The following is a 16,770-nucleotide window of genomic DNA, read 5'->3' on the forward strand; positions in this document are numbered from 1 at the left end:
AATTATGCTCATTGTTAACGTTAAAGAAAACGAATCCATCGACAAAGCCCTGAAGCGCTTCAAGAAGAAGTTCGAAAAAACCGGTGTTTTGAAGGAATTGCGTTCCAGAACAGCTTTTGAAAAGCCTTCGGTTACCCGTCGTAACCAAATCATCCGCGCCGCTTACCGCGAGCAGATGAGACTTTCTGAGACCAAAGTCTAAGGATTCTCTCCCTTTTTGATCTGAATACTTTGTTGATAGCTGAAAAGTTATCAACAATCGATCCGCATTATATCCACTAATACCCTTTAAGTCTTTCTTAAAGGGTATTATTTTTTTACATTGCTTCTACTGCTGGGTTTGGTGTAGCAAGCATGATAGAATCCTTCCTTAAATACGTCCAATTCGAAAAGCGGCTCAGCGCTCACACCGTGCTGGCCTACAAAACGGATCTCGATCAGTTCACGGTTTTTCTTGCCAACACATTTCCAGACTATACGCCTGAGACCGCAGACCACGGTGTTGTGCGCACGTGGATCATTCAACTGGTGGAAAGCCACCTGGATGCCGCGTCGGTGAACCGGAAAATTGCCTGCCTTCGCTCCTTCTACAAATTTCTGCTGCGACAAGAGGTGATCAGCAAGGATCCCCTGCAGAAGATCACCCAACTAAAAACAAAAAAGAGATTACCCTCCTTTGTCAAAGAGGGCGATATGGCGCATTTGCTGGACGAGACCGAATTCGGTCCAGACCTCGAGGGTGTGCGCGACAAACTCATCCTGGAGTTGCTATATGCCACGGGCATTCGTTTGTCGGAGTTGCTCACGCTAAAAGAAAATGAGATCGATCTTCACGGACGGACGCTGAAAGTGCTCGGCAAAAGAAACAAAGAAAGAATAATCCCTTTCACGGCCGGAATCGTTAATACTATGAAAGCCTACCGGACCGTGAGAAACAAGGAAGTGGAATTGAAAGGACACGGATATTTTTTTGTCACCAACACGGGCGAGCCCTGCTACCCGATGATGATCTACAGAAAGGTAAAGAAGTACCTCGGCCAGCACACTACGGCCGAGAAAAACAGTCCGCACGTTCTGCGGCACACCTACGCCACACATTTATTGAACAAGGGAGCGGAGATCAACGCCGTGAAGGACTTGTTGGGCCACAGCAGCCTGGCCGCCACACAGGTGTACACACACAACTCGATGGAGAAGCTGAAGAAGGTCTTCGATCAAGCTCACCCCAAAGCATAAACATTTCTATGTACAAAGTCTTATACCTTATAACCACTATAAAACCACGGCGCGCATGACGAGATAACTACTGACCGACTGCTGGCAGGTCGTAAGAAATGCCGGACTGTTTATTGTTTCACTTAAATTTTTAACATTATGAAATTACAAGTGCATTCCATCCACTTCGATGCAGACATCAAGCTGATCGATTTCATTCAGAAAAAGCTGAATAAACTGGAGACGTTTTACGACCGGTTGGTGGATGGTGAAGTTTTTCTGCGCCTAAACAACGAGGGAATTGAAAATAAAACAGTGGAAATCAAAGTTCGCGTCCCCGGCAACCAGCTCTTTGCCATCGAAAAAGCCCGTTCGTTTGAAGCGGCCACCGACCTGGCTGCGGACGCGCTGCGCATGCAACTCAAAAAATTCAAAACCAAGGTAAACGACGGGCGCGCCTGATGAAGCGCCTGAAAATAGTGTCATAAAATTTTACCGGAAGGCCCCATCGCGGGCCTTCTGTTTTTTTTATCCCTTCGAAATCGATAGAAGATTGCGCGATCGGCCGGTCTTCCGAAATCATGAGGATAAGCCGATTAATTTCGCCATCTTTGCGCGCCGAACTAATGACCGGGTTTTCCGGTTTTACTCAGTAAGGGTGAGGCATTTAGCAGCACCGGTTCATCTAAAAAAATACAACCATGGGAAGACCTCCAGTATTACCGAAGAAGAAAAAAGACGGGTTTTATCTTGAATTGCGTAACAAAGGCGCAAAGTCGGGCATTATCGTTATTCGCGACACCAAAGAGGCAATGATGCAAGCTGCCAGGCAGTACGAAAACACCAAGGATGTCATCATCCTGGGCGAACATAAAAATGGTAAGAAAGTAGAGGAAGGCCGCAAGAAAGTAGCCAGCGCTTAACGTTCAAACGGTTTTAATACTTCTTCAACACTTTTCGCAGTAACGAAGAATTCTAAAAGACGCAACAGTACGCGATCCACTAACGTGTCCGGGCAAGAGGCACCGCTGGTAAGAATGATTTTTACAGGACTTTTGCCAGGTAAGTAGTGTTGCGTCTTTTCTTTCTCCTTCCGGGGATAATTGAAATGCTGGATCTCTTCGTGTGAAAGAATCTCCTTTTCTGAATTGATAAAGTAGGTTGGGAATTTACGCTCGCACAATTCCACGATGTGCGATGTATTCGAGCTGTTATAGCCCCCAATCACCACCGCCAGATCGGCGTCTGTTTCCAATAATTTATAGGTAGCCTCCTGGTTATCGTTCGTGGCATAGCACAACGTATCTCTTGTATCGGCAAAATGCTGCTTCAATGTTTCTGCCCCATACTGCTGAAGCATCAACTGGCGGAAGTAGTCGGCGATGGCTTGTGTTTCGGTGGCCAGCATGGTGGTTTGATTGACCACGCCAACTTTTTTCAAATCGCGTTCCGGGTCAAAGCCCGTTGAATATTTTCCTTCGAACTCCGCGTAGAATTCCTGCTTCGATTTTTCTCCGGTGATGTATGCTCCCAACGCATGCGCGTCCTCCATGTCGCGCACGACCACCGACGCGCCATGATGCGCGCTATGCGAAAAGGTGGCGCGCGTTTCTTCGTGCTTGGGTTTGCCGTGGATGATGATAGTATATTCGTCTGTGCCCAGCTTTTCGGCACGGTTCCAAACTTTTTCAACGAACGGACAGGTGGTGTTGTATTGCTGAACTTCCATGCCCTTGGACTCCAACAGCTTTTCTATTTCCAGCGTGGTCCCAAACGCCGGCACGATCACCACATCTTCCGGTTTCAGGGCGTCCCAGGGAATGAATTGGTTGCCCTCTGGGTCCATGATGAATTCGATGCCACGGCTTTGCAGATCGTTGTTCACCTCCTGGTTGTGGATCATCTGGCTGAGCAGGTACACGCGCTTGCCTGGGTTTTCCTCCAGCGCTTTATAGCTGATCTCTATGGCGTTCTCCACACCATAGCAAAATCCAAAATGACGGGCGATGTAAAATTGAGCGGGACCGAAATCCAAAATGGTAGGGGAAAAATCCTGTTTGCGCAGGTCTTTCAAACGTCGCCACTCCTTGATCTTTCCGGTGATGGCCGACTTATAGTGGGATGGGATCTCGAACTTTTTGATAACAATACTGTATTACGTCTAACGGCAAAGTTAGCGTTTGTTGGGAAGGATCGTGAAAGGAAAGCCCATTATTCTCTTCTCCTGACGGTGTCAGGCAACTGAGAATAATGGGTTTTCAATTTCTACAGAATTATGCTGCTTTAGAGAGCTTATCTTCCTTGATCTTGTTTGTCCTTACCTCTTTGGCTTCCAGGTCGAACCACTTCACTTCGACAAAATTGTTTTTGATGTACTTCAAAACCTCCACCACTTTTCCGTCAATCTTGCTGCGAACACGTTCGCCTTTTCTAAACAATCTCCTCATAATAATTACTTAATCTATTGTTTACATCCTCAAGGCGTAGTTGAATTCCCGCGGAAGGTCTTCATAGGTTCCGGAGAAAATCACCAGGTCGCCAGGTTTCTTTTTCTTTACAATCTCATTGAACTCTTTTACGGATTTTACAGGTTGATCGTTCACTTTGGATACAATAAAGCCTTCCCGCATGTCGGTGTACTTGGATATTTTGCCATTTCCAAGGGCTTTTATCCGGACACCGTGATCAAGATCGAGTTTTTTTAGGACTTTTCCATCTATCTCCTCCAATTGTACGCCCAGGGCCGAAACTTCGTCCTTTATAGCGGCTGTCACCGCTTCGGCTTTTCCATCCCTGTTTTTCAGGGTCACGGGAATGGTTACTTCGCTTCCTTTACGGTTGACCACCATGTTCACCTTATCGCCAGGACGGTGACGACCGATGTACTCGATCAAAGCCGTGCTCGACTTGATGGGCGCTTCGTCTATCTTCACCACTACGTCGCCTTCTTTCAAACCGGCTTCTTTGCCAGAGCTGTGCTCTGCGAAGCCGGAGATGTAAGCGCCTTCGTTTACTTTGAGATCAAATTCTTTTGCCAGGTCGCTGTTCACACTGCCGACAGACACACCCAACCAGCCGCGTTGCACAGCACCGAACTTGATGAGGTCTTCCACGATCTTGCTCACGATGTTGGAGGGGACGGCAAAGCCATAGCCCGAATACGATCCAGTAGGACTGGCAATCGCGGTGTTGATGCCGAGCAATCCACCGTTCAATTCTACCAATGCACCACCACTGTTTCCAGGGTTGATGGCGGCGTCGGTTTGAATAAACGATTCGATCGCCGTGTTGCCTTCACCATTGTTCCGATTCAGGATGCTGATGTTTCTGCCTTTTGCGCTGATGATCCCGGCCGTTACAGTAGACGTAAGGTTGTAAGGGTTACCTACCGCCAATACCCACTCTCCGACCTTTGCCTTATCGGAATCCACAAAGGGAAGATAAGGAAGATCTTTCTGATTGATCTTGATGAGGGCGAGGTCGGTGTCGGGGTCGATGCCGATGACTTCTGCTTTGTAGGCGCGGTTGTCATACAGGGTAACTTCCACCACATCGGCGTCCTGTACCACGTGATTGTTGGTGACAATGTAGCCGTCAGCATTTATGATGACACCGGAGCCTGAGCTTTGACTCGGGCCTTGCGGCGTGCGAGGGCCGAAAAATTCACGGAAGGGATCCATGGATTGAGTTTGTTCCGGGCGATGAGGGCCGTCTTGCGTAGATTTTATGAACACTACCGCCGGCATTACCTTCTCGGCGGCGGCCGTAAAGTCGAGGGGAACCGCTTCGCCTTTTTCGTTTACACGGTAGGCTACTTTTGAGGCCGGAACACCGGTGAGGTATTCGAGCTTGGTCGCGGGGTCCTTTTTATCCAGCCATTGAAATGATGCTATCGTGCAGGCGCTTCCCAGCACGGCAGCAAAAAAAAGAGAACCGAATTTTTTCATGTTGAGTCTAAATTTTAAACCTGTTTACACCCATACAAAAACCAGGCAAAAGGGCTTCTGACGTAAATTTTGTCAGTTTTTTTCAGTCTCTAACCGCCTTCTTTTCAGCGCCTTCTGTCATGGTTTCGAGGGATTGTCCTCTAAATACGAAAAGTTTCGGATTTAGGTTCGTCCTCGTCTGCCAATTTTACACGATCGGTTCACAGGGTCATTATAACCAAGGTTGCGGGCGATTGTTTTCTGCCACACAGTTTTTATCTTTCCTATCATGAGAAACGTCCTGCTGCTGTTTGTCCTTCTTTTGACCGCTCACCCGGGCAGGGCCCAGGACGTGAAAGACTTCCAATGGCTTGTGGGCACCTGGAAAATCGTGGACACTCATCCGGACAAGAATAGCTATGAAGTTTGGAGGGACACGGGCCACAACACATTAGCCGGCATTTCCTACAACATAAAAAATGCAGATACCTTGGTGACGGAAGAGATCAAGCTCTTGCGCAAGGGCGGTTCCGTGTACTATACCCCAGACGTTGCGGGACCTCAGGAAGAAGTAAAATTCAAGATCATTTCCTATGACGCGAATGGCTTCGTGGCCGAAAATCCCACCCATGATTTCCCAAAGAAAATACGCTACCGTCGTGTGACGAAACAACAGGAAGAACGACTGGAGGCAACGATCGAAGGGGGTGGCAAATCGATTTACTACACATTCGTTAGGGTGAAATAATTATCACCCCTATTTCGGTATTTATGTTGGTTTGAGGAACGTTTTACAAAAAACGATGTCACAACATAAAACTTAGTAGCGGTCCTCCCGTAATCGGTGTTATGGAAGACCTATACCGTACCACCCATCCCTCGCAGGGTGATGATAAAGATCACCAAAGACGCAAACTGAAACGGCTTCGGTTTATGCTCATTTTCTGGTTCGTTTCCTTTGTGATCGTTGTCCTCTGGTTTTACCTGTCCCCCAACGATTAAATCCCCGCCCGTACAGCTTTTTTAGATACTTTTGCCCCCTGATAGACACGCTACCATGATCATCCAGGGAAAAATTACGCTTAAAAAAGGCAAAGAGCACTCCATTGAGCGGTTTCACCCGTGGATCTTTTCGGGCGCCATCCAAACGCTCGAAGGGGCTGTGGAGGATGGCGGATGGGTAGAGGTGAAGAGCTACAAAGGCAAAGTGTTGGGCTTTGGTCATTTTCAAAACGGAAGCATTGCCGTGCGCATGCTTTCGCAAGCCGCGGAGACCCCCTCACAAAATTTTTGGGTAGACAAACTCAGCGCTGCCGTCACGTTGCGGGCTGCCGCGGGTCTTCCCGCCTCTTCGATCAACGCCTTTCGCCTCATCCATGGCGAAGGTGACGGGCTTCCCGGCCTCATCATCGACCTGTACGATGGCGTGGCCATCATGCAGGCGCACTCCGTCGGCATGCACATCGATCGTCATGCTATTTCGGAAGCCTTGCAGCGGGTTCTCGGCGAGGGTCTGAAGACGGTGTATTATAAAAGTCAATCGACACTGCCGGGAAAAATGCGGAGCGCCGACCAGGACGAATACCTTTTCGGGATGACGGCCGTGCCGCACGTGATCACCGAACACGGCAATAAATTCTTTATCGACTGGGAAGAAGGACAGAAGACAGGATTTTTTCTGGACCAGCGTGAAAACCGGAAACTGTTGGGCGATTTTTCAAAAGGCAAGCAGGTGCTCAACACGTTTTGCTACACGGGCGGATTTTCGGTCTACGCACTGCAAGCCGGCGCAGCCCTGGTGCACTCCGTCGATGCTTCTGAAAAAGCGGTCGCGCTCACGCGGAAAAACATTGACCTGAACGGATTCAACTCCAACTATCACACCAGCTACGCGGAAGACACGTTCGATTTTCTCAAAGACAAAAAGGATCAATACGACGTGATCATTCTCGATCCACCTGCCTTTGCCAAACATCGCGACGCGCGTCACCAGGCGGTGAAGGGCTATCAACGGCTGAACATGGAAGCGATGAAGGCGATAAAAAGCAATGGCATCCTGTTCACGTTCTCGTGTTCACAAGTAGTGGACCGGCAATTGTTCTACGACACGATCGTGTCGGCGGCCATTCAGGCTGGGAGACAGATCAAGGTGTTGTATCACCTGGCGCAGCCGGCCGACCATCCGGTTTCTATTTTTCATCCGGAAGGGGAGTATCTAAAAGGACTGGTGCTATATGTGGCTTGATGTTCGCCATACATAGCACCAGCATTTTTCTTTAGCCATTTCTATTTGTCTTATTCCTTTGCCGGAATCGGGGGCGGTCCCTCGGGCACGTAGGCTTTATAGATGTGTCCGTTGCGCCGGGTTTCAAATTCGGTTCGCATGTCTTTTCGCAGGGTCTCGTTTTCAAAGAGATCGACCATGGTCATGGCCAGTGATTTCGCAGCGAACAACATGCCCTTGTGACCAATGGACATGCCGCCACACGCCACCACTGCCCACGAATGCCAGGGCGCATTGGCAGGGGCTGTGGTGACCAATGCGGTGATCTCCGGAACGATCCAGCTGATGTCTCCCACATCGGTGGAACCTCCGTCCGGGTTTTCTTTCGTTTCTTTCAGCGGATGGATCGTGCCATCGAGGCCCGTTTGTTTACCCGTGCTCACCTCCTGGATTTTTTTGGCAAATGCAATTTCTTCGTCGGTATATTTTATCGGGCCGAGTGTCTCGATATTTTTCTGCAAGGCTTCGGCTCCTTTCTTGTTCACGAGCAATTCATAGTCGCCACCGATCACGGTGATCTTCGACTCCACGCCAGCCATGAGACCTGCCCCTTTGGCAGCCTCTCTCACACGCGCAAACACATCCTCCACGCCTTCGCGTTTCGAGTCCCGGATCCACATCCAGGCTTTGGCATATTCGGGCACTACGTTCGGCACATCGCCTCCTGCTTTGATCACATAGTGCATGCGTACAGAAGGCTTCACGTGCTCGCGCATCATGTTCACGCCGTCGAGGAAAAGTTCGAGGCCGTCTACGGCGCTGCGTCCATTCCAGGGATCGCCGGCGGCATGGGCAGCTTTACCTTTAAACTCAATTATGAAATCGACCATGGCTTGGGAGCTCTGCATGTTGGCGGCGATCTCCACGTCGGGATGCCAGTCGAGGCAGACGTCGACATCGGAAAATAATCCTTCACGCGCCATGTAGATCTTTCCTCCCACCGACTCTTCTGCCGGTGTGCCATAGAAGCGGACGGTGCCTTTCAACTTGCCTTGCTGGATCTGTTCTTTTATGGCTATCGCGGCGCCCAGACTTCCTGCACCAAACAGGTTGTGACCACAACCATGGCCGGGTGCTCCTTTCATGAGCGGTTCTTTTTCGGGTTGTGCTTTTTGCGAGATACCAGGGAGGGCATCAAATTCGCCCATGATTCCAATAACGGGTTTACCCGAACCAAATTCGGCCGTGAACGCCGTGGGCATTCCCGCCACACCGCGCTTCACCTGGAACCCCTGGGCCTCGGCATAATCGGCGAGGACCTTTGACGATTTTTCTTCTTTCAGTGCAGTTTCAGCGTAGGCCCACACCTCGTCGCTGAGCTTGATCAGTTCCTGTTGGTGCTTGTCCACCGACTTCATCACGGCGTCTTTGTTGGGATTGATCTTCTTGGCCTGCGCGTATGCGCCGCCTGCAGCCCACAGCGCAAGCAGCAGAAAAAATAGTTTCCTTCTCATAGGGTTCAACATTAGGTTAATGGTTAAGGTTGACCCAAGATAAAAAATTGAAATCTAGGAAAAAGTTTTTTATCCGGTTTCGGTCAAAGAACCCGCAGGCTGGTTGTTGATTTAGGATGGTCGCAAGAGTTGCCGATCAGTTTTTCGAATGTTCGCGTTGATAATGCTCACGCAAAATGTCTTCGCCAAAATCGTTGGTCAGGTCGCGCACCACGGTGTGGACATGGTTGGCATTGGTTTGCGTGTTGTCATACTCGATCAAAAGCATGGAGCCCTGGATGCGATAGTAATGACCCGCTCCCGGTTGCAGACTGCCGGCCCAGGCGAACGAGAGGTTTTCGATGCCGGCCTTTTTTATTTTGGCCATCAATTTGTCGGAAAATCCCAGCTCATAGTTCTTCACATAGACGTCCAGCAGTTTGAGGAATGTGTTCTTTTGCGATTCGGTCATCGAGGTGTAGGGCAGTCCTTTCGGGTCGAGGGGTTCTGCTTTGCGTTTGTCGAACGACACAATTTCGGGAAGGGCGGTCTCGGAGATCATGGCTTCCTTGCGCTGCGGATCGGAGAGGGAATTGATGAGGGTGAAGCCGAGGCTGGTCTCGTCTTTCAACACTTGCTTGCCTCTTTCGGAGCCCTCGCGCACAATGCCGGGATTCGATCCGAAGAAGGAGGGTGTGGAGGATTCGATTCGGTTGTTTGCGGTGGAAAAATTAAGGGCGACGTGGTGGCCTTCGAAACGCCAGCCCCACGGTGCGCGGCCGGAAGGGTCTCCAAAAATGGTGACATAGTAGTTCAAGGGGTCGCGATAGTTGTCTTCAGGGCCTCGTTTCTCCACTTCCTTTAATACATTCTCGAGTGCCATGATGGCATTGGCCTTATTATAGCCTTGCAGGCTCATGGAAGTCTTCAGTAAATCCAATGCGGCCTGGCGTTGGGCTGGGTTGAAGTCGCGGAAGCAGGCGCCGTTTCGCTTGGTGGGCACAAAATGCCAATTCTGACGTTCGTCGTCTTCCAGTGTGTAGCGGGCCTTTGCCTGGAGCTCAGGTGTGAGACTGGCCAGGAACGCGTTTGCTTTACCGGCCAGGTCCGGCGTTTGGGCCATCGCGGAAGTGCTGACGAAAAATAAAAAGGCAATCCAGTTTTTCATGATGACGGGTTTAGTTGTGTTTGCCGATGAAGACCCCTTCTCTCTTTGCGGCGATCGCGTGAAATGTAAGGCTCCTGACATTTCACCCAAAAGGGAAGATCCATATTTGCATTCTTTACGTATTTAAAATCTATACTTCAAAAATGACTTCCCGCACGCTACAGCACCCTGACCATCGGATAAGCCATTTACACAAAAAAAGAATACCCATGAAGATAATTTACGGCGTTGTACTCTTTATCCTGATCATCGGTCAGGCGCAAGGCCAAAGCGACGATGTGCGGAAGAAACAATACAATGTCAAAAACGCTGTTGCGCTCCAAGGCTATGATGCTGTGAGCTACTTTGATGGCAAGCCATTGGAAGGAGAGCCGGAATTCAAAACTGTCTACAAAGGGCTTGTCTACAAATTTGCCACACAGAGCAACCTCACCAAATTTACGGCAAATCCCAGCAAATATGAACCGGCCTATGGCGGTTGGTGCGCCTTTGCAATGGGAGAGTCGGGCGAGAAAGTGAAGGTCGATCCCGAAACCTTCACCATCCTCGACGGCAAACTCTATCTGTTCTATAATTTTTGGGGCAACAACACCTTGACCGACTGGAAAAAAAATGAGAAAAAATTGAAAGAAGCCGGCGACCGCAATTGGGACAAATTCGTTCACTGATCCAAAATTTTTTGAACAACTGCAACCGCGCGCTGAAATATGAAACGTTTTCTCTTAACTTCGAAACTTAACTCCCCATTATGAACTTGAACCAGGCATGCGCTAACATTCTTGCCCAACTGACCGAGTTGGTGAATCAAATTCATGAGCCCGACTTTACAAAACCTGCCGAAACCCTCAGCCGCTCCACCATCGGACAACACCTGCGCCATACGCTGGAGTTTTTTATTTGTTTTGAAAATGGTTTTCAGCAAGGGCTCGTCAACTACGACAAGCGCGCACACGACAAGCGAATGGAAAGCGACAAGTTTATCGCGCTTTCGACCATTGACCGGATCCGGGATTTTGTTTTCCGGTTAGAAGAAAAAGCCATGCGTCTGGAAGTGGGGTATGACCTGGAACGCGAAGATTTTATTACGATTGAAACTACCGCCATGCGCGAGCTGGTGTACAATATCGAGCATGCCGTGCATCATATGGCCATCATGAAAATCGGCATTCATGAGATCGCTCCCTATGTTAACCTTGCCCCCGATTTCGGAGTAGCCGCTTCCACATTGCGCTATAAAGAAATTGCTTTTTCCCATGCCCATAGTTAGATCGGAATGTCATTGGTCAAAACGGTAAAGCGCAGTAATTTTTTTATCAAGCTCACCCATTGGGAATACTGGCCGTTCGGCATCGTGCAATTTCCGGTGATGCTTTATTTTGGCTGGCTGTCGCTGCGGGCACGATCGTTTTTCTTTTTCTCGGCATCTAATCCCGGGATACCGATGGGGGGTATGTTCGGAGAATCGAAATACGATATCCTTTCAAAGGTCCCGCGGGCCTATACGCCCACTACCATTTTCATTCCCGCCTCCTCGACAAAGGAGGAAGTGCTGTCGCGATTGAAAGAAGGCCATCTGGAATTTCCGGTGATTTTTAAACCCGATTTGGGTGAGCGCGGATTTATGGTGAAACGGATCCGGTCCGCAGCGGATGTTGAAGCCTATCTTCAGCAAATGAAATTTGACTTCATCGCACAAGAACTGGTCGACCTTCCCCTGGAGTTTGGAGTCTTCTATGCCCGCTTTCCACAAGAAGCCCACGGTCGCGTGACCTCAGTAGTGAAAAAAGAAATGCTTACGGTGACGGGCGACGGCTCAAGTACCCTTCAACAACTCATTCTTACCAAGGATCGCGCAAAGCTGCAATGGGAGACGTTGAAAAATACCTATCGCGACCGTCTAACGGAAGTGCTAAAGGCCGGACAGACCCTGGAGTTGGTGTCCATCGGCAACCACTGCCTCGGCACAAAATTTCTCGACGGCACCGCGTTGATCTCCCCGGACCTGTCGGCCGCATTTGATCGCATCAGCCAGCAAATCGATGGATTCTACTTCGGCCGTTTCGATTTGCGCTGCGCTTCTGAGGAGGACCTGACGGACGGCCGCGTGAAGGTCATGGAGCTAAACGGCTGTGGCGCGGAACCTGCCCACATTTATCACCCCGGGTACTCTCTGCGCAAAGCGCTTGGGGTGCTCTTTACACACTGGCGTAATATCTTTATTATTGCCCGGGAAAATTCAAGACGTGGTGTGCCGTATACTTCCTGGAAAGAAGGCGTAAGCTTTTACCGGAAGTTCAAGGCTGCTACGCAAGCCAAATGATCGTACTGCTCAACTTTGTGATGGGTTTTGTTTTCAGCTTTATCGGCTCCATCCCGCCGGGTACGCTCAATCTTTTGGTGTTGCAGTTGGGCATGGAAAAAAAAATCAACATCGCCTGGCGATTCATTCTGGCCGTGGCCCTCATCGAGTATCCCTATGCCTGGATCGCGGTGGTGTTCGAACAACTGATCACCTCCACGCCCGTGATCGTTGAAAATATGCAGCTGATCACGGCCATCGTGATGACCGTGTTGGGGATCTTGAATCTTTGGCCTACCAGCAACACCCCGTCCACCTTTTCTCAAAAATTTAACAACAGCGGTTTCCGGCGGGGCATTGTGTTGAGCATCCTCAACCCACTCGCCATTCCGTTTTGGATTGGCACCACGGCCTACCTGAACGGCCAGGGATGGATCGAATTGAACACCCCGCTCCGGCTTCATAGCTATATTTTTGGGACCTCGATGGGTGTGTTGGTGATCCTGGTGCTGATGGCCTACCTGGCACAGAAAGTTATCTCCGAATTTCAGCATAGTTCGTGGCTGAAAAAGATCCCCGGCATAGCCTTGCTGATATTGGGTCTTTACGCTTTCGTGCGATATTTGATGTAATCGACATTGCTCATGAAAAACCCGGCGTGGAAAATCTGGATTGATACGGGAGGAACCTTCACGGATTGTATCGCCGTGTCGCCAGCGGGAGAATTGACGCGTCTGAAAGTTTTGAGCAGCAGTGTGCTGCGCGTGCGCATCGGTGGCGCGGAGGGAAGCAAGATAACGGCGTATCTACCGGCAAATGTTTCTGCTGACTTTCCAAAAGGGATGCGCTTCCGCTGCGGAAAAGAAATTCGAACGATCACGCACTACGACCCCTCGAGGCAAGAAATATCGCTCGACAAATCCCTCACAGGAAGACTTCCTCTTGAAACGGCTGAGTTGTTCACCGGCGAAGAAGTTCCTGTTTTCGCTGCGCGATGGATCACCCAAACGGGCCTGAACGACACGTTTCCGCCCATCGAAATGAAGCTTGGTTCTACGCGCGGAACCAATGCGCTGTTGGAGCGAAAAGGCGCGCGAACGGCGCTGCTCGTTACCAAAGGTTTTAAAGACCTGCTGCTGATCGGCAACCAGCAACGCCCGGAACTTTTTACGCTGGCCATCAAAAAAGAAAAACCACTGTACACCGATGTGATCGAACTAGACGAGCGCATCGAAGCAAACGGCAACGTGCTGCATCCCCTGCACGCGAACAACTACGATAAGCTCGTTCTCCGTCTCCAGAAAAATAAAATCGATTCCATTGCCATCGCGTTGCTGAACAGCTATGCTAATCCAGCCCACGAAATTGAGGTGGAGCAAATCCTTCAACGCGCTGGGTTTTCGTATCTATCCCTTTCCTCGAAACTTTCTTCACAGATCAAAATACTTCCCCGTGCTGAGACGGCGCTGGTCAATGCTTATCTCGATCCCATCATCCATCAATACATTTCCAATATCCGTACCGTGTTGGTTTCGGCTGATCTGAAAGTGATGTCCAGCGCAGGCGGATTACTCCCGGCCGATGATTTTCAGCCAAAAGACAGTTTGCTCAGTGGCCCCGCAGGCGGTGTGATGGGAGCTCTCTTTAAAGCCCGGCAGTCGGGCGTCGACAAAATACTGACGTTCGATATGGGAGGCACCAGCACGGATGTGTCGCGTTGCAACGGGCGGCCCGACTACCGCTTTGAGGCTACCGTGGGGCCGCTCAAAATACTGTCGCCATCGCTCGCCATTGAAACGATCGCTGCCGGTGGCGGCTCGATCTGTGCCTATGACGGTTTCCGCTTCACGGTAGGTCCACACAGCGCCGGGGCCGCTCCCGGACCCGCATGCTATGGCGCCGGTGGACCGCTGACCATCACCGATGTCAATGCTCTATTAGGACGACTGGATGAAGACAATTTCTCCATTCCCATCAAGCTCTCCGCTGCCGATGACGCCTTGGACGAATTGTTAAAACGCGTTCGTAAAAAAAGAAAAGCGGCGCCCGGCAAAGAAGAGGTGCTCGAATCGTTCATCGACATTGCCAACGAAAAAATGGCCGAGGCCATTCGGAAGGTTTCACTCTCGAAAGGACACGATCCGCGCGAGTATGCCCTGCTCAGTTTCGGCGGCGCTGGCGGCCAGCATGCCTGCGCGCTGGCTTCCATCCTGGACATGCAACACGTCATCATTCCCTACGACGCCGGGCTACTCAGCGCCTATGGCATCGGCCACGCCCGGCTAGAGCGTGTAAAAGAAAAGTTGGTGTTGAAAAAATTGCGCGACGTGTTTTCCCAACTCGACAACGACTATCAACTTCTTTCAGAACAAGCCAAAGCATCGCTGGCTACCAGCGCCAGCGAACCGCTGCAAAATATTCAGGAGCACCGGTTGATCTTTCTCCGGTTGAAAGGACAGGAAACTTCCTTAGAGATCGAATTCACGACAAAGGAAGATCTTGAGAAAAAATTCATAGCCCAATATAAAAGTGTCTATGGTCACTGGCTAAGCGACCGCGACATCGAAGTGGAATCGTTACGCGTCGTGATGACGACCGGCACGGAGCCGCGGAATGATGCGTCAAAAGGGAAAGCCTATGTGCCCGAGCCCATCAAACAAAAACGGATGTTCATCTCCGGCAAATGGCGGAAATGCAATGTCTACCGTTGGGAAACACTGTCGCCCGGTGCCCGTATCAAAGGACCCGCCCTCATCAGCAGTCTCAACTCCACCGTGGTGCTGGAAGACGGTTGGACGTTCGACCTGGATGAAAAACAAAACGCCCACATTCGTCATGAGCGTGTCACCAAAAAAAGAACGGTGGCCTCGCCGGAAGCCCAACTGGAATTATTCACCAATCGCTTCACCGCCGTGGCGCTCGAAATGGGCACACTCTTGCAACGCACGTCCTTCTCCGTAAATGTGAAAGAACGTCTGGACTTCTCCTGTGCCGTGCTGGATGCTCACGGCAGTCTCGTGGTGAATGCACCACACATTCCGGTTCACCTGGGAAGTATGGGTGTCTGTGTTCGTTCCGTCATGAAAACGTTGCCCATGAAAGACGGCGATGTGATCATCACCAATCACCCAGCGTTTGGCGGCTCGCATCTTCCTGACATTACGCTGATCCGTCCCGTGTTCTTCCGCAAACAACTCGTAGGCTTTGTGGCCAACCGCGCCCATCACGCCGAGATCGGAGGAAAGAAACCCGGTTCCATGCCGGCAGATGCCACGTGCCTGGAAGAAGAAGGCGTGGTCATTGCGCCTCAATATCTTGTGAAAGGCGGCATTCCCCAATGGGAGAAAATTGAATCGCTATTTTCAAATGGCCCCTACCCGACACGATCCCTCCAGGAAAATCTCGCTGATTTAAGAGGCGCATTGGCCTCGCTTGTGCTGGGCGCTGATGCGCTGAAGAACTATTGCCAGCAATTCGGCTTTGCTACGGTGCAACACTATATGCAATTGCTAAAGCAGCACGCCGCGACGCTCATGCATCAAAAAATAAAAAACTTTGGCAACGGAACATTCAAAGCGAAAGAATTTCTGGACAGCGGCGCTCCCCTGCAAGTTTCCATTTTCAAAAAGGGAAAGACACTGCATTTTGATTTCACCGGCTCGGCCACTGTGCAACCCGGAAACCTCAATGCCACCGTGGCCATCGTCAACAGCGTAGTGTTGTACGTGCTGCGCCTCTGGGTAAATGAACCTGTTCCGTTGAACGAGGGGTTGTTGAAAGATGTGAAACTCATTCTTCCTCCCGGTTTGCTCCACCCCAAATTTTCGGAAGACAACAAAAAGTCGCCGGCGGTGGTGGGCGGCAATACGGAAATCAGCCAACGCCTAACCGATACGTTGTTGAAAGCCTTGGGGCTCTCCGCGTGCAGCCAAGGCACCATGAACAATTTCCTGTTTGGGAACGAACGCTTCGGCTACTATGAAACCATCTGTGGCGGCGTGGGCGCAGGGCCGGGATTTGAAGGCGCCGATGCGGTGCATCAGCACATGACGAATACGCGGATCACCGACCCGGAAATTTTGGAATTTCGTTATCCCGTGCGCCTGGAGAAATTTGAGATCCGTCGTGGCTCCGGCGGCAAGGGAAAATGGAAAGGTGGCGACGGCGTGGTCCGCGAATTTTATTTCAACGAGGCGCTCGACACCAACTTGCTCACGCAACATCGCACGGTTCAACCCTTTGGTATGAAGGGTGGCGGACCGGGAAAAACCGGCGAACAATTCATCGTCCGTCAATTGGGCAAGAAGGAAAAGCTTCAAGGCGTGGATGGCGCGCGCATCCAACCCGGCGACAGACTCACGATCAAAACTCCAGGTGGCGGAGGCTGGGGCAAGGCCAAATAAAAAAGCCACCGCGAGGGTGGCCTTTCTAAAATTTTAGGTCTT

Annotated in this window: 16 protein-coding genes; 11 read left to right on the plus strand and 5 right to left on the minus strand. The window is 50.6% G+C overall.

What is annotated here, in order from left to right:
- Positions 1 to 4: 4 nt before the first annotated feature.
- From rpsU to D4L85_RS08020, 4 genes are all read left to right on the plus strand, one after another.
- Positions 5 to 202 carry a 30S ribosomal protein S21 gene (gene rpsU / locus D4L85_RS08005; protein ID WP_119753839.1) on the plus strand — a complete coding sequence of 66 codons (198 nt, stop codon included), beginning with the start codon at positions 5 to 7 and terminating at the stop codon, positions 200 to 202.
- Between the two features lie 152 nt (positions 203 to 354).
- The gene (locus tag D4L85_RS08010) at positions 355 to 1,236 is read left to right on the plus strand and encodes a tyrosine-type recombinase/integrase (RefSeq protein ID WP_119753840.1); all 882 of its coding nucleotides are present in this window, start codon (positions 355 to 357) and stop codon (positions 1,234 to 1,236) included.
- 138 nt (positions 1,237 to 1,374) lie between these two features.
- On the plus strand, positions 1,375 to 1,677 hold the full coding sequence (gene hpf / locus D4L85_RS08015) for a ribosome hibernation-promoting factor, HPF/YfiA family (protein WP_073142904.1): 303 nt from the start codon (positions 1,375 to 1,377) through the stop codon (positions 1,675 to 1,677).
- A gap of 239 nt (positions 1,678 to 1,916) precedes the next feature.
- Positions 1,917 to 2,138, plus strand: coding sequence for a hypothetical protein (locus D4L85_RS08020; RefSeq protein WP_073142906.1), 222 nt, complete (start codon positions 1,917 to 1,919; stop codon positions 2,136 to 2,138).
- Here the strand turns inward: D4L85_RS08020 and D4L85_RS08025 are convergent.
- The 3 genes from D4L85_RS08025 to D4L85_RS08030 form a co-directional block, all read right to left on the minus strand.
- Complete coding sequence (locus D4L85_RS08025; protein ID WP_119753841.1) at positions 2,135 to 3,358, minus strand: 4-hydroxy-3-methylbut-2-enyl diphosphate reductase; 1,224 nt, start codon at positions 3,356 to 3,358, stop codon at positions 2,135 to 2,137. The genes D4L85_RS08020 and D4L85_RS08025 overlap by 4 nt on opposite strands.
- A gap of 130 nt (positions 3,359 to 3,488) precedes the next feature.
- Positions 3,489 to 3,662: a hypothetical protein gene (locus D4L85_RS34370; protein ID WP_160143602.1), complete on the minus strand. Its 174-nt coding sequence runs from the start codon at positions 3,660 to 3,662 to the stop codon at positions 3,489 to 3,491.
- Positions 3,663 to 3,683: 21 nt separating this feature from the next.
- Positions 3,684 to 5,162: a Do family serine endopeptidase gene (locus tag D4L85_RS08030; RefSeq protein ID WP_119753842.1), complete on the minus strand. Its 1,479-nt coding sequence runs from the start codon at positions 5,160 to 5,162 to the stop codon at positions 3,684 to 3,686.
- Between the two features lie 268 nt (positions 5,163 to 5,430).
- Here D4L85_RS08030 and D4L85_RS08035 point away from each other — a divergent pair, with 268 nt between their 5' ends.
- Both D4L85_RS08035 and D4L85_RS08040 read left to right on the plus strand, forming a co-directional pair.
- Positions 5,431 to 5,889 carry a DUF6265 family protein gene (locus D4L85_RS08035; protein WP_119753843.1) on the plus strand — a complete coding sequence of 153 codons (459 nt, stop codon included), beginning with the start codon at positions 5,431 to 5,433 and terminating at the stop codon, positions 5,887 to 5,889.
- Between the two features lie 309 nt (positions 5,890 to 6,198).
- Positions 6,199 to 7,386, plus strand: coding sequence for a class I SAM-dependent rRNA methyltransferase (locus D4L85_RS08040; protein WP_335621960.1), 1,188 nt, complete (start codon positions 6,199 to 6,201; stop codon positions 7,384 to 7,386).
- Between the two features lie 50 nt (positions 7,387 to 7,436).
- Here D4L85_RS08040 and D4L85_RS08045 read toward each other — a convergent pair whose 3' ends face one another.
- Together D4L85_RS08045 and D4L85_RS08050 are read right to left on the minus strand one after the other, a co-directional pair.
- Positions 7,437 to 8,879 carry an amidohydrolase gene (locus D4L85_RS08045; protein ID WP_119758697.1) on the minus strand — a complete coding sequence of 481 codons (1,443 nt, stop codon included), beginning with the start codon at positions 8,877 to 8,879 and terminating at the stop codon, positions 7,437 to 7,439.
- Positions 8,880 to 9,015: 136 nt separating this feature from the next.
- Positions 9,016 to 10,026: a DUF3500 domain-containing protein gene (locus D4L85_RS08050; RefSeq protein ID WP_228450807.1), complete on the minus strand. Its 1,011-nt coding sequence runs from the start codon at positions 10,024 to 10,026 to the stop codon at positions 9,016 to 9,018.
- Between the two features lie 209 nt (positions 10,027 to 10,235).
- Here D4L85_RS08050 and D4L85_RS08055 point away from each other — a divergent pair, with 209 nt between their 5' ends.
- The 5 genes from D4L85_RS08055 to D4L85_RS08075 all read left to right on the plus strand — a co-directional run bounded on the left by D4L85_RS08055 (position 10,236) and on the right by D4L85_RS08075 (position 16,728).
- Positions 10,236 to 10,694: a YHS domain-containing (seleno)protein gene (locus D4L85_RS08055; RefSeq protein ID WP_119753844.1), complete on the plus strand. Its 459-nt coding sequence runs from the start codon at positions 10,236 to 10,238 to the stop codon at positions 10,692 to 10,694.
- Between the two features lie 80 nt (positions 10,695 to 10,774).
- Positions 10,775 to 11,293, plus strand: coding sequence for a DinB family protein (locus D4L85_RS08060; RefSeq protein WP_119753845.1), 519 nt, complete (start codon positions 10,775 to 10,777; stop codon positions 11,291 to 11,293).
- A gap of 6 nt (positions 11,294 to 11,299) precedes the next feature.
- Complete coding sequence (locus tag D4L85_RS08065; RefSeq protein ID WP_119753846.1) at positions 11,300 to 12,346, plus strand: ATP-grasp domain-containing protein; 1,047 nt, start codon at positions 11,300 to 11,302, stop codon at positions 12,344 to 12,346.
- Positions 12,343 to 12,957 carry a LysE family translocator gene (locus D4L85_RS08070; protein ID WP_119753847.1) on the plus strand — a complete coding sequence of 205 codons (615 nt, stop codon included), beginning with the start codon at positions 12,343 to 12,345 and terminating at the stop codon, positions 12,955 to 12,957. Before D4L85_RS08065 ends, D4L85_RS08070 begins: the two co-directional genes overlap by 4 nt.
- A gap of 12 nt (positions 12,958 to 12,969) precedes the next feature.
- Complete coding sequence (locus D4L85_RS08075) at positions 12,970 to 16,728, plus strand: hydantoinase B/oxoprolinase family protein (protein ID WP_119753848.1); 3,759 nt, start codon at positions 12,970 to 12,972, stop codon at positions 16,726 to 16,728.
- Positions 16,729 to 16,770 lie beyond the last annotated feature (42 nt).

Origin of the sequence: Chryseolinea soli (assembly GCF_003589925.1) — a bacterium.
Lineage (GTDB): Bacteria > Bacteroidota > Bacteroidia > Cytophagales > Cyclobacteriaceae > Chryseolinea > Chryseolinea soli.